The 12,853-nt window shown below is 60.6% G+C and carries 11 protein-coding genes; 6 read left to right on the top strand and 5 right to left on the bottom strand.

The window, feature by feature from the left end; translation table 11 throughout:
• The first annotated feature begins 42 nt into the window (after window positions 1-42).
• From rpiA to gor, 3 genes are all read left to right on the top strand, one after another.
• Window positions 43-744, top strand: coding sequence for a ribose-5-phosphate isomerase RpiA (gene rpiA / locus ACINK1_RS13670; RefSeq protein WP_376800494.1), 702 nt, complete (start codon window positions 43-45; stop codon window positions 742-744).
• A 22-nt stretch (window positions 745-766) separates the two neighbouring features.
• Window positions 767-1,399, top strand: coding sequence for a DUF2059 domain-containing protein (locus ACINK1_RS13675; RefSeq protein ID WP_376802972.1), 633 nt, complete (start codon window positions 767-769; stop codon window positions 1,397-1,399).
• A 71-nt stretch (window positions 1,400-1,470) separates the two neighbouring features.
• A complete protein-coding gene (gene gor, locus ACINK1_RS13680; protein ID WP_376800492.1) occupies window positions 1,471-2,844 on the top strand; it encodes a glutathione-disulfide reductase in 1,374 nt (457 codons plus the stop codon).
• Here the strand turns inward: gor and ACINK1_RS13685 are convergent.
• Entirely contained in the window at window positions 2,839-3,714 is an 876-nt protein-coding gene (locus ACINK1_RS13685) for an alpha/beta fold hydrolase (protein ID WP_376800491.1), read from the bottom strand. The genes gor and ACINK1_RS13685 overlap by 6 nt on opposite strands.
• A 136-nt stretch (window positions 3,715-3,850) precedes the next feature.
• On the opposite strand from ACINK1_RS13685, the gene ACINK1_RS13690 reads away from it, so the two are divergent.
• A complete protein-coding gene (locus tag ACINK1_RS13690; protein ID WP_376800490.1) occupies window positions 3,851-5,227 on the top strand; it encodes a class II 3-deoxy-7-phosphoheptulonate synthase in 1,377 nt (458 codons plus the stop codon).
• Window positions 5,228-5,231: 4 nt separating this feature from the next.
• Here ACINK1_RS13690 and ACINK1_RS13695 read toward each other — a convergent pair whose 3' ends face one another.
• The gene (locus ACINK1_RS13695) at window positions 5,232-5,615 is read right to left on the bottom strand and encodes a VOC family protein (protein WP_376800489.1); all 384 of its coding nucleotides are present in this window, start codon (window positions 5,613-5,615) and stop codon (window positions 5,232-5,234) included.
• A 144-nt stretch (window positions 5,616-5,759) separates the two neighbouring features.
• On the opposite strand from ACINK1_RS13695, the gene ACINK1_RS13700 reads away from it, so the two are divergent.
• Window positions 5,760-6,773, top strand: coding sequence for a CorA family divalent cation transporter (locus ACINK1_RS13700; RefSeq protein ID WP_376800488.1), 1,014 nt, complete (start codon window positions 5,760-5,762; stop codon window positions 6,771-6,773).
• A gap of 3 nt (window positions 6,774-6,776) precedes the next feature.
• On the opposite strand, the gene cimA is transcribed toward ACINK1_RS13700, so the two are convergent.
• From cimA to cysS, 3 genes are read right to left on the bottom strand one after another with little or no spacing between them, the layout of a single operon-like run.
• On the bottom strand, window positions 6,777-8,378 hold the full coding sequence (gene cimA, locus ACINK1_RS13705) for a citramalate synthase (protein ID WP_376800511.1): 1,602 nt from the start codon (window positions 8,376-8,378) through the stop codon (window positions 6,777-6,779).
• Window positions 8,375-8,839, bottom strand: coding sequence for a GFA family protein (locus tag ACINK1_RS13710; protein ID WP_376800487.1), 465 nt, complete (start codon window positions 8,837-8,839; stop codon window positions 8,375-8,377). The genes cimA and ACINK1_RS13710 overlap by 4 nt, the downstream gene beginning before the upstream one ends.
• Window positions 8,836-10,230: a cysteine--tRNA ligase gene (gene cysS, locus ACINK1_RS13715; protein WP_376800486.1), complete on the bottom strand. Its 1,395-nt coding sequence runs from the start codon at window positions 10,228-10,230 to the stop codon at window positions 8,836-8,838. The genes ACINK1_RS13710 and cysS overlap by 4 nt, the downstream gene beginning before the upstream one ends.
• 291 nt (window positions 10,231-10,521) lie before the next feature.
• Here cysS and ACINK1_RS13720 point away from each other — a divergent pair, with 291 nt between their 5' ends.
• On the top strand, window positions 10,522-12,840 hold the full coding sequence (locus ACINK1_RS13720) for a nitrate- and nitrite sensing domain-containing protein (protein ID WP_376800485.1): 2,319 nt from the start codon (window positions 10,522-10,524) through the stop codon (window positions 12,838-12,840).
• Window positions 12,841-12,853: the final 13 nt, after the last annotated feature.

A 12,853-nucleotide genomic window follows, 5' to 3' on the forward strand; every position in this document is an offset into this window, starting at 1 on the left:
GCACGCGAACAGCGCATTCTTGATGTTCCGGGCTTCCCAATCATGCAGTCGAGCGATGATTTCAAAAAAGCAGCGGCTCTGCGCGCGCTCGACGAGGTGCGCCCTGGCATGCGCCTTGGACTGGGCACCGGCTCGACGGCGGCCCATTTTATTGCCGGGCTCGGCGCGCGGGTTGCCGCCGGGCTCGATGTGATGTGTGTGCCGACCTCGACGGCCAGCGGCGATCAGGCCGGTGAACTTGGCATTCCCCTGTCGACGCTTGATGACACGCCCGAACTTGATCTGACCGTCGACGGAGCGGACGAAATTGGCCCGGCTCTCGCCTTGATCAAAGGCGGTGGTGGCGCCCTGCTGCGCGAGAAAATTGTTGCAACGGCATCCCGCCGTCTCATCATCATTGCTGATGCGGGCAAACGGGTGGCGACCCTTGGCGCATTCCCGCTGCCGATCGAAATCGTCCCTTTTGGCAAGGACGTGACCCGGCAGGCCATTGCCGCTGCGGCGCGCCGGCTTGGACTGGGCGGCGAACTTGTCTTGCGTCAACGCCGCGATGGCGCCACATTTGTCACCGACGGGGGGCACCTCATCGTCGATGCGGCATTCCGTTCTATTCCCGATCCGCTGGCCTTGGCGCGTGCACTCAACGCTGTTCCAGGTGTCGTTGAGCATGGTTTATTCCTCGGCCTGGCACATCTTGCCATTATCGCCGGCCCGGGCGGTATCAATGAAATTTCAGCTTCTTGACGATCAACCAGGATTTTTGACGATGATGAACCTGACGCGCTTTCCACTGATCGCCGCCCTGATGGCTTCAGTGCTTTTCGGTACGGCAATGGCGCAGACGCCGCCCGCACCCGCAACACCGCCGGCGGCCGTCGTCCAGGAAGAACCATCGTTGATCGTGCCGACCGTGCCCGCCCCCTCGCCAGCAACCGGCCCGCAGGTGCCACAGCAGATCGAGATCAAGGACAGCCACCTGCAGGCAGCCCGCGATCTCATCACCGCTTCGCGCATCGTCGATGCGTTCGAGGGGTTGTTGCCCAACATCATGCAGCAGGTGGGCGTGACGCTGACCGGTCAGAACCTCGCCGTACAGGCTGATCCCAAGAAGCGCACGGCCCTCACTGAGAGCTTGAAAACGGTCGAAGAAGGTTTTGCTGCTGATCGCGAACGGCTTTATGCGCAGATCGCGCTCATCTATGCCGCCCGTTTCTCGGAGGTCGAGCTGCGCAAGATCGTTGAGTTTCTGAAGTCTGCTGAAGGTCAGAAATTTGCAACCGTCAGCCCGTTGGTCGCTCAGGACAGCTTTCGCATTGCCAATGGCTGGGCAGAGCGGGTCGGGCAGGAAGCCTTCGAAAAAGTGCGTGCCGAGATGCGCAAGCGTGGTCAGCCGCTTTAAAAATCAGATAATGGCGTCGGGTTGACTTTGATCATCAGGAGCAAGATCGCCAGCGCCTGGGCGGAGCGGACATGACAAGTTTCGATGTGGATCTTTTTGTCATCGGCGGCGGATCGGGCGGCGTCAGGGCAGCACGTATCGCCGGAGGGTACGGCGCCAGGGTCATGCTGGCTGAGGAATTCCGCCTCGGCGGGACCTGCGTCATCCGCGGCTGCGTGCCAAAGAAGCTGCTGGTCTACGCGTCGCGTTTTGCCGATGAATTCGCCGATGCCAAAGGCTTTGGCTGGACGGTTCCTGCCCCGATCTTCGACTGGCCAACCCTGATCGCCAACAAGGACAAGGAGATTGACCGGCTGGAGCGGGCATATGGAACGACGCTTGCCAACGCCAACGTCGAGGTGATCCGCCAGCGGGCTGTCGTCGACGGCCCCCATACGGTCCGCCTCGCTGACGGCAGGCGCGTCACGGCGGCTCATATTCTGGTTGCAACCGGTGGCTGGCCACAACTGCCAGCCGATATATCCGGCATTGAGCACGCCATCACCTCGAACGAGGCGTTTTATCTGGATGCCTTGCCAAAGCGCGTGGTGATCAATGGCGGAGGCTATATAGCCGTTGAATTTGCCGGCATTTTTCATGGCCTCGGCAGCGAGGTCACCATCGTCTATCGCGGCGATGGCATCCTGCGCGGCTTTGATGATGATTTGCGCGCGGGCCTTGTTGAGGCCTACAGCCGGCGGGGTATCCGTATCCTGACGCGCACCCGCATCACAGGCATCGTGAGGGGCGCGTCCGGTCTTGAGGTCGCGCTCAGCGATGGCAGCATTCTGCCTTGCGACAAGGCGATGTTTGCGACCGGCCGCATCCCCCATACCGGCAATCTTGGCCTGGAGACGGCAGGCGTTGAACTGGATGGCAGGGGAGCAGTTAAAGTGGATGCGTTCTCGCGCTCATCCATCCCCTCGATCTACGCCGTTGGTGATGTCACTGACCGCGTCAACCTGACGCCCGTCGCCATCCGTGAAGGCCATGCCTTCGCTGATACGGTCTTTGGCAAGCATCCGGTTGCCATGGACCATCGTCTGATCCCCAGCGCCGTCTTTTCAACCCCCGAGCTTGGCACCGTCGGGCTCACCGAAACGCAGGCTGCCGCAGCCTATCCTGTCATCGATGTCTACAAGACGAGCTTCCGCACCATGAAGGCAACGCTCTCCGGCAGCGCCGAGCGGATGATGATGAAACTTCTGGTTGACGGTGTAAGCGACCGCGTGGTGGGTGCGCATATCCTCGGGCCGGACGCGGGCGAGATGGCGCAGCTTCTCGGCGTGCTGCTGAAAGCCGGAGCCACCAAGCGCGATTTTGATCAGACCTGCGCTCTGCACCCCAGCGCTGCTGAAGAGCTGGTGACCATGCGCAAGCCAACCGCACGGCTCATGCGGTCATAAAGAGCCTGCTGTTGCAGCCCTGCCCAGCAACCAGTCGATGACCGTTGGCCATAGGGTGGTTGCGAACTGGGCGCGGAAAAAATCAAGGTGGCCGACCTTCCTGACGCCCGCCTGCTCGGGCGTCAGTGTCAGCCGTTCAATTTTTGTTGCTGTAAATCCGCGCACGAACGCGTCGATGGCACGCGGCGTTGCCCAGTCATCATCCGACATGCCGACGGCCAGAACGGGTGCCGTGACGTTCTGGAAGTTCGCCAGAAGATCGAGCGTGGGATCAGAAAAGAAATAGTCGGGCGTCATGCACCAGCGCCGCCATTCCTCGAATACGCCGCGTGGCAGGTCCTGGCCAAGACCTAGATGCTCACCTGGCACATAACCAAGGAGATTGACGCTCGCCGGCCCGAGGATATTCAAAAGCGTCCACACCCGCGGCTGGTCGCGTTTGGCGATGAGGCGCCAATAGCCCGATTGGGCCGCCACCATGGCGATACGCTCCTGGCGCTGATTGTCTGGCATCAGCCCCATGGCATGGCCACCATAGGAATGACCGACACCATAGAGTTTTCGGCCAGGCCAGTTTTCAAGCGCGGCGTCAACCACGCCCGGCGCATCAAAGCGCGCCCAGTCGCGCATGCGCGCCGGGAAGCCTTTGAGCGATTTGGGCCGGCTTTCGCCGATGCCGCGATAATCATAGGTCACGACCGCCGCGCCCCGCTGCGCCATCGCACGGGCAAAGGGCGTATAGATCTTGCGCGGCACGGCGGTTGCCGAATGCATGACGACGACGACCCCGCAATCCTGAGAGGGTTCGAAAAACGTGACACTCAGCGGGAACCCGTCGCGGGCCGGCACCTCGATATGGGCTTCCTTCACAGCGGGTTCTCCTTGTGATGATCGACTGCAAGGCTAGAGGCTGCGGCGGGTAATGACAAACTTCGGTTTTTTCCCCGCGCCACCTCGTGTATATAGCGCGCTCTGCGCCCTTGGCGCTTAACTGAGGCCCCGACACATGCCCCAAAGCTGGTCACCATCAAGCTGGCGGTCCCGCCCCATCGTTCAGGTCCCGGATTTTCCGGACAATGACGCGTTGAACGCCGTCGAGGCGCAGCTTGCCACGTATCCGCCGCTCGTTTTTGCCGGCGAATGCCGTGAGCTCGAGCGCCGGCTCGCCGCCGTTGTCGATGGTGAAGCGTTTCTGCTTCAAGGTGGCGATTGCGCCGAAAGCTTCGAGGAGCACGGGCCGAACAATATCCGCGACTTCTTCCGCGTCTTTCTGCAGATGGCGGTGGTCATGACCCATCAGGCGCAAATGCCGATCGTCAAGGTCGGGCGCATCGCCGGCCAGTTCGCCAAGCCGCGCTCAAGCAACATCGAGACGGTCGATGGCGTCAGTCTGCCGAGCTATCGCGGCGACATCATCAACGGGGCGGATTTTACCGAAAGATCGCGCCTGCCTGATCCTGAACGCCAGATCATGGCCTACCGCCAGTCAGCGGCAACGCTCAACTTCGTGCGTGCGCTCGCCACCGGCGGCTACGCTTCGCTCGGTAACGTCCACAAATGGATGCTCGATTTTGTCGAGGAGACCCCGCAATGGCGGGAGGTTGCCCGCCGTATTGAAGATGCGATCTTCTTCATGCGCGCCTGCGGCATCGATCCCGAGCATCACCCCGAATTGCGGGCGACGGAATTTTTCACCAGCCATGAGGCGTTGCTGCTGGGGTTCGAGCAGGCATTGACGCGCCAGGATTCAACGCAAAACGATACCCCCTATGTCGGCACTTCTGGTCACCTCCTGTGGATCGGCGACCGCACGCGCCAGCCCGACTACGCCCATGTCGAATTCGCCCGCGGCATCCTGAACCCCATCGGCCTCAAATGCGGCCCCTCGCTCGCCAATGACGATCTGGTGAAATTGGCTGCCATCCTCAACCCCGACAACCGCAAGGGCAGGCTGACGCTGATCTGTCGCTTCGGTGCCGACAAGGTCGGCGATCACCTGCCACGCCTTGTCGAGACGGTGAAGCGTGAGGGGCTGAACGTCGTCTGGTCGTGCGACCCGATGCATGGCAATACGGTGACGGTGAACACCATGAAGACCCGCCCCTTCGACCGTATCATTGCTGAGATCGAAACCTTCTTTGCTGTCCACCGTGATATGGGAACCTATGCCGGCGGCATTCATCTTGAAATGACCGGCAAGAATGTCACCGAATGCACGGGTGGTCTGTTCGAAGTAAAGGCCGAGGATCTGCATGAGCGCTACGACACGCTGTGCGATCCTCGCCTCAATGCCCGCCAGGCGCTCGACGTCGCCTTCCGCGTTGCCGAACTTCTCAAACTGCAGCGCACCAGGCGCGGCAAAACTGTCATGGCAGCCGAATAGAAGCCTACGCAGCGTAGACGATGAATTCGAGGAGCGAGCCGTCGGGATCGCGGAAATAGAGGCTCGTCCCCTGTCCGCGCGCGCCTGGCCGCTCGACAGGACCAAGTTCGACGCTGACGTTATGGTGGGCGAGATGAGCGGCGGCTTCCGCAATTGTTCCACGCCATTCGAAACACAGATCGCTGTTGCCAGGCATCACCGGTTTGTCGGCGCGTGGCGTGCCGATCTGCCCTGGCCCGTGTGTATTGAGCTGGGCTGGTCCGAAGCGGAACATCGCCCCCTTGCCATAGGGCACGATCTCGGCGCCAAGTACGTCGCGGTAGAAGGCAATGCTGCGCGCCCAGTGACCGACATGAATGACACAGTGGTCGAAAGTGATTTTGCTCATGGCCTTTCGCATCCCTTTGTTGATCGTTATGAAATTCTGGAAAGAAAATTGCCCTTGGGCAATCGCTGATCGCCGCCGGCCTCGTCCTGCGACCCGGTTCTTTTCGGCACGCTTTGCAAGGGTGGTTCTCCTATGGAAGCTGGAATGAACTGGAAACAGATCGCGGCCGCAACCGGTGAGCCTTTCCCCGGCTTCATCTGGGCCTATCGTTTTCGCGGCGATGGCATTGCCGAGCGTCTCAATCCTGAGGCCATCGAGTCGGTCCTTCAGGCCGGCGATGGCTGGGTGTGGCTTCATCTCAACCTTGCCAATGTGCGGGCGCTGGATTGGTTGCAAAGCGCCGCGCCGATACCCGATGAGGCGCGCACGCTGTTCCTGCAGGTCGACGAGCATCAGACTTTGCAGGTGACCGATGACGGGGTGATCTTTGGCATCTTCTCGGATCTCAAACAGGAGTTCAACGAGAAGTCGACCGAGGACATTGCCAAGCTTCGCTTCTGCGTCACCGAAAATTTCATGGTAAGCGCCCGTCGTGCACCCTTGAAGGCGGTTGAGGAAACCCGACGTCTGATCGAGGATGGTCGCCGTTTTCCCTCCGCTGTGACGCTGCTTGAGGCAATCGTCCTGCGCTTTTGCGATGGTGTGGCGAAAGTGGCGCGCGGCCTTTCAACCAGTCTCGATCGCATCGAGGATCGTGTCGTTCTGGCCGATGAGGGCGATGAACGCGTTGCCATCGGCCCGCTCCGTCGTACGGCTCTGCGCATTCATCGCCAGCTTCAGCATCTGGCCATTCTCTTCCACGATTTCGCCGAGGAAAACGATACCGCTCTTCCCGAGGATACGCGGCTGGCCGCGGCTCGCATCGAGCGCCGCCTGAGCGCGCTTGATAATGACATGCGCGATATCCACGAGCGCGCCCGCGTCGTCAGTGACGAGGTTGCCTCCAAGCTTGCCCAGCAGGCCAATCGCAATCTGAGTGTGCTGTCGCTCCTCACCGCACTCTTCGTGCCGCCGACTCTAATGACGGGCGTTTGGGGTATGAACATAACAAACCTGCCCTTCAAGGATGCTGATAACGGCTTATGGGCGGTGCTCGGTATCTGTCTGACGAGCACGGTTCTTGTCTTTGCCGTGTGGAAATTCCTGACGCGCCGCTGATCGTCAGACGGCCGGCGTCGCGCCTTCTTTCAACAATTTGTAAGTGATGGAATCGCTCAGCGCCTGAAATGAGGCGTCGATGATGTTGGCTGACACGCCAACCGTCGTCCACCTCTCGCCGCCTGAATCCATGCTGTCGATGAGGACGCGGGTCACAGCTTCCGTACCGCCCTGGAAGATGCGCACCTTGTAATCGGCAAGCCTGAGATCGCCGATCGCCGACTGGTACTCGCCCAGATCCTTGCGTAGCGCCTGGTCAAGCGCGTGCACCGGACCATTGCCTTCCGCAACCGACATCAGCGACTGGCTGCCGACGCGCACCTTGACGATGGCTTCCGAGAACGTGACCAGTTCGCCCATGGCGTTGAAGCGCCGCTCGACATTCACCTTGAAGCGCTCGACCGTGAAATAAGTCGGCACCTCGCCAAGGATGCGCCGCGCCAGCAGGAAGAAGGACGCGTCCGCCCCCTCATAGGCATAACCCAGTGCCTCGCGCTCTTTCAGTTCCTCAAGCAAACGATTGAGGCGCGGATCATCCCTCGACGGCGTAACGCCAAGCCGCTCAAGTTCAGCCAGAAGGTTGGATTTTCCCGCCTGATCGGAGACCAGCACCTTGCGATGGTTGCCGATACTCTCCGGGCTTACATGCTCATAGGTCTTGGGCTCCTTCAGCACGGCGGAGGCGTGGATGCCGGCCTTGGTGGCAAACGCTGAATGTCCCACATAGGGCGCATGCGGATTGGGCGGGCGGTTGAGCAATTCGTCAAGCTGGCGCGAGGCGCGGGTGAGCGTTGCCACACTGTCGGCGCTGACGCCGATATGGAAATGCTTGGCGTAATCAGCCTTCAGCAGCAGCGTCGGAATGAGGGACGTCAGATTGGCGTTGCCGCAGCGCTCACCAAGCCCGTTGAGCGTACCCTGGATTTGCCGTACTCCCGCGCGCACCGCAGCCAGCGAATTCGCTACCGCCTGCTCGGTATCGTTATGCGCATGGATGCCCAGATGATCGCCGGGGATGTGGGCGCAGACATCTTTGACGATGGCCTCCACCTCGTGTGGCAGGGTTCCGCCATTGGTGTCGCATAACACCACCCAGCGGGCGCCGGAATCGTAGGCTGCCTGGGCACATTGCAGCGCATAGGTGCGATTGGCCTTGTAGCCATCAAAGAAATGCTCGCAATCAAGCATGGCCTCGCGCCCGGCGGCTTTCGCCGCTGCAATCGACTGGATGATGCCGTCAATATTGTCCTCAAGCGTGATGCCAAGCGCCACATGCACCTGATAGTCCCACGCCTTGGCAACAAAACAGATGGCATCGGCTTTGGCGTCGATGAGGGCGGCAACGCCTGGATCATTGGCAGCCGAGCGCCCCGCTCGTTTGGTCATGCCGAAGGCGGTGAAGCGCGCCTTGATGTTAGGCCGGGCGGCAAAGAACTGGGTGTCGAGCGGATTGGCGCCGGGATAGCCGCCCTCGACATAGTCGATGCCAAGCTCATCCAGCAGTTTCGCGACCGTCAGCTTGTCGGCCAGCGAAAAATCAACGCCCGTCGTCTGCGCTCCGTCGCGCAACGTGGTGTCGAACAGGTAGAGGCGCTCACGCGTCATGATTTTATTGTCCATCGCGGCGTGTCGTGATCGGGATGCTGGTTGGATGTGATGCGGGCAAAGCGCGCCGCGATCCTGCCATCGGCATCATCGAGAAGCGGCAGGGTGTGCAGCCGGTCGAAGGACGGCAGCCGTGCCTCGCGGGCAAGCTGAATTTCAGGGGTGATGGCATGCGCCTCGTCGAAGGCGCCAATGGCAACATCGACACCGCCGCCCTCCGGCTCGAACGTCAAGGGCGTGCCGCAATTATTGCAAAAGCCGCGCCTGACCTCTTGCGAGCTTTGCCAATGTTTGAGCCGCCCGCGTGTCCACCGCAGGCCATGGGCTGTCACCAGCGGGCCAAAATAGCCGCCAAAGGCCTTCTGGCACATGCGGCAATGGCAGATGGAAGCGCGCCCAAGACTGTCGCAGGCAAACCGCACCGCGCCGCATTGGCAACCACCTGTAAGGGGAGGGGTCATGGCTTCATCGCCCAGCGTGTCGTGCCATCCTTTGCAACTTTGAGAATAATCTTCCTGGCGTTGAGCATATTTCTAATTTCATCGGCTTTTGCATAGTCTTTCACCGCCCGTGCGGCGGTGTTGGCGCTGACAAGCTGGTCGATTTCGCGCCGCTCATCTTCAGTCAGCTCACCGACTGCAGGCATGATGGGCTGAATGCCGAATAAATCCATGCCGGCGCGCAATCCCGGCGCGTCCCCTTGTTTGCGCAGGCGATGCAATTCAGCAATCGCCATCGACGCATTCAGATCATCGCTGAGTGCGTCAAGCAGGGCCGCGGAAGGCGTTGTCGCCGCAACGCCCTTCGTCACCTCAGACCACTCGTCAAGGATGCCCTCCGCCTCCTCCAGCGCCTTCACCGTCCAGTCAATCGGCTGGCGGTAATGGGTCTTCAGCATGGCAAGGCGCAGCACCTCGCCAGACCAGCGCCGCCCGCCGAATTTCGTGGAGCTCAGCAGCTCATCAATGGTGATGAAATTCCCCAGGCTCTTGGACATCTTTTGCCCCTCGACCTGGAGGAAGCCATTATGCATGAACACATTGGCCATGCGCGCCGTGCGATGAGCGCAGCACGATTGCGCCACCTCGTTCTCGTGATGGGGAAAGACGAGATCGATGCCGCCGCCATGGATGTCGAAAGTCTCGCCGAGGAAATGCTTCGACATGGCCGAGCATTCGATATGCCAGCCGGGCCGCCCGAGGCTGGCGATACCGCAGGGCGAGGGCCAGCCGGGCTCGTCCTCTTTCGAGGGCTTCCACAAAACGAAATCGGTCGCCTCGCGCTTGTAGGGCGCGACATCGACCCGCGCGCCGGCGATCATTTCATCCAGGCTGCGATTGGCGAGCGCGCCATAACGCGGGATCATCCCCCCGGCACTGTCCATGGCGGCAGGTGAAAACAACACGTGCCCTTCCGCCACATAGGCAAAGCCCGTCTGAACCAGCCGCTCGATGATCTCCCGCATGCCGGCGATGTGCTCGGTCGCGCGCGGCTCATGGGTAGGGGGAAGGCAGCCCAGTGCGGCTACGTCCTTGTGGTATTGCGCCGCCGTTTCTTGAGTGACCTTGCCGATCGCCTCATTGAGCGGCAGAGCGGGATAATCGCGCGCTGCGCGCTCGTTGATCTTGTCGTCCACATCGGTGATGTTGCGCACATAGGTGACATGGTCGGCGCCGTAGAGGTGGCGCAGCAGCCGGTAGAGCACATCAAAGACGATCACCGGCCGTGCATTGCCGATATGGGCAAAATCATAGACTGTCGGCCCGCACACATACATGCGCACATTGTCCGCATCGATCGGCTCGAAGGGCTCCTTCTGCCGGGTCAGCGTATTGTAAAGGCGTAGCCCCATGGGCAGTTCTCCCTGGCGTTGCCGGGGCGTCCGTTCATCAAAGGGATATCAAGACTGCGAACGGCCGCGACGGCGCTTTAATCTCAGCCGCCGATACAAATGGATAAAATCGTCGCAGGCGCATGTCTCATCATTTGTAAGTGCCACCTGCTTTGCTCAGGGTCAAGGCACGAAAGTAAAATTACCCGAAGTTGATGATGTTCTGAGCGTCAGTAAGACAAGCTTAAGCGCTCTTAACCATGATCGGCCAAGACGGGATGGTGAATTTGTGAGGCGACAATGGCACGATTGATGAGCAATGCGAGAATTTCGACCCGGCTGGCGATGCTTTGTCTCATTCCGATGCTGGTGCTGATCGCCCTGGCTGGCAACAAGATCTGGGAGCTGCGCCGAACGTCAGGCGCGGCGGAACAAATAGCAGAAATCATCGGCCTTGCTCCGGCGATTTCCGGGCTGGTTCATGAATTGCAGAAAGAGCGCGGGACGTCAGTTGGCTATGTAAGTTCAGCCGGCAAGGCCTTCGCCGATGCTGTTCCTGCCCGTCGTGCCGCCACGGATGCGGCGCTTCTGCGCTTCCGCCAGCAGACCGCCGCAAAGGGTGGATTGCTGGGTGATGCCGTCCTGGCGCAGCCGCTCGCGCGCGCCAATGCCGCCTTGTCCGCGCTCGGCGACAAACGCCAGATGATCGACAAATTCGCCAGCGCCGTGCCGGATGTCGCTGGCTATTACACAGCCATGATTGGTGACTTGCTGGCCATTGTTGAAAATGTCGCAAGAGCGAATGATTACGGGCGTGTCATTCAGTCGGTGATTGCTTATTCGGCACTGCTTCAGGCCAAGGAGCATGCCGGTCAGGAACGGGCCTTTGGCGCCGCCGGCTTCGGCGCGGGGCAATTTTCCTCGCAAATCCATACGCGCTTCGTCCAGCTTGGCGCGATGCAGGAAACATATTTTTCGGTTTTCACAAAATTCGCTGACAGCGCTCACAAGGCCGAGCTTGCCCGTGAACTTGGCGGCAAGTCATCAGGCGATGTCGCCGCCTTGCGCAACCGCGCCTACGCTCTGCCCTTTGGCGGACCATTGGAAGGGGTGACGGGGCCGCAATGGTTTAACGCCAGCACGCAGCGCATCGATGGGCTGAAAAATATTGAGGATCGCGTTGCCGCCGACATCGTGGCTGCGGCCACCAGCCTTGCAGAGAGCGGAACAACGGCGTTCTGGTGGCTGAGCGCGCTGATTGCCGGGCTGATCGTTGTCACCATTCTTGTCACCTTCGGCGTCGCCCGCTCGATTGCCGCCCCGATCGGCCGGCTGGTGGCCGCCATGGGCCGCGTTGCCCGCAACGACACTTCGGTTGAAATTGTCGATCGTCACCGCAAGGATGAAATCGGCGAAATGGCGGGTGCCGTTGATATATTCCGGCAAAACGCCGTGGAGCGGCTGCGCCTTGAGCGGTCCGGACAGGCAGAGCGCGACAAGGAACGGCAGCGTCAGGCAAATATTGATCGCTTGGTGGGGCGTTTTCGTGGTGCTCTGGCTAATATGCTCTCGTCGGTTGACCATCAGGCCGGCCAGATGAAAACGACAGCGGCCAAGCTCAACGAGGTCTCACGTCAGTCCAATACCGAGGTCGACCAGGCAAATGCCGCCTCCCAAAGCGCCGCTGGCGATGTGCGCAGCGTGAGCGAGGCAACCGAGGAGCTTGCAAATTCCATCCGCGAGATTTCGACCCAGACGCACCGGGCAACGACGCTTGTGGCTGCAGCCGCTGAAACGGCCGTCGCGACGGATCGTAACGTCTCCTCGCTCGCAGCCGCTGCCGAGCAGATCGGCAATGTCGTCAGCCTCATCCGCGACATTGCCGAACAGACCAATCTTCTGGCACTCAACGCCACCATCGAAGCCGCGCGCGCCGGCGAGCTTGGCAAGGGTTTTGCCGTGGTGGCAGCCGAGGTGAAGGCGCTGGCCAGCCAGACGGCCAAGGCAACGCAAGATATCAGCGAACAGATCAATGGCGTGCAGAACTACACGCGCTCCGCCGTTTCCTCCATCCGCGAGATATCGGATGCGGTTGCCGAGATCAATCAGGTGACGACCAGCATCGCGTCTGCGGTCGAGGAACAGCAGGCATCCACCCAGGAAATCGCCAAATCCCTGCAATCGGCCTTTAACGGAAGTGGTGTTGTGACCCGTAGTCTTGACGGCGTTTCGACAACCGTGAGCGAAACGGCGCAGGAGGCCGAGATTGTTCAGGACGTGGCGGAAAAACTGAATATAGCAACTGTCGACCTGGCAGCCTTTATCGATAAATTCATCATTGAGGTGAGCACGGATATTGATGACCGGCGGCGCTCGCTGCGTACCAAGATGTCGGAAGCGATTGTGATCAATGGCGCTGGCAAGCGCATGAACTCGGCGATTGTTGATGTCTCCGAGACGGGCGCGCGCATCATCGCCTCGCCCGGAATGCAGGTTGGCGATGAGATCAGCCTCGAGCTCTCAGACAGTCGTACCATTGCCGGCACGGTGGTCCGCCTGACGGGTGAGCACGCCGGTATCCGTTTTGCCACCCGTATCTCTGATACCGACTGGTTGCAGCAGGCGGCCTGAGCGCGTGGCCAGG

It is taken from the genome of Raskinella chloraquaticus (SeqCode), assembly GCF_021731865.1.
In the GTDB taxonomy this organism is placed as follows: Bacteria; Pseudomonadota; Alphaproteobacteria; order Rhizobiales; family UBA4765; genus Raskinella; species Raskinella chloraquaticus.

Coding starts and splice junctions, on each gene's coding strand:
- cimA (WP_376800511.1), bottom strand. CDS start 8,378: ATGACGCGTGAGCGCCTCTACCTGTTCGACACCACGTTGCGCGACGGA.
- ACINK1_RS13710 (WP_376800487.1), bottom strand. CDS start 8,839: ATGACCCCTCCCCTTACAGGTGGTTGCCAATGCGGCGCGGTGCGGTTT.
- rpiA (WP_376800494.1), top strand. CDS start 43: ATGCAGTCGAGCGATGATTTCAAAAAAGCAGCGGCTCTGCGCGCGCTC.
- cysS (WP_376800486.1), bottom strand. CDS start 10,230: ATGGGGCTACGCCTTTACAATACGCTGACCCGGCAGAAGGAGCCCTTC.
- ACINK1_RS13675 (WP_376802972.1), top strand. CDS start 767: ATGATGAACCTGACGCGCTTTCCACTGATCGCCGCCCTGATGGCTTCA.
- ACINK1_RS13695 (WP_376800489.1), bottom strand. CDS start 5,615: ATGAGCAAAATCACTTTCGACCACTGTGTCATTCATGTCGGTCACTGG.
- ACINK1_RS13720 (WP_376800485.1), top strand. CDS start 10,522: ATGAGCAATGCGAGAATTTCGACCCGGCTGGCGATGCTTTGTCTCATT.
- gor (WP_376800492.1), top strand. CDS start 1,471: ATGACAAGTTTCGATGTGGATCTTTTTGTCATCGGCGGCGGATCGGGC.
- ACINK1_RS13700 (WP_376800488.1), top strand. CDS start 5,760: ATGAACTGGAAACAGATCGCGGCCGCAACCGGTGAGCCTTTCCCCGGC.
- ACINK1_RS13690 (WP_376800490.1), top strand. CDS start 3,851: ATGCCCCAAAGCTGGTCACCATCAAGCTGGCGGTCCCGCCCCATCGTT.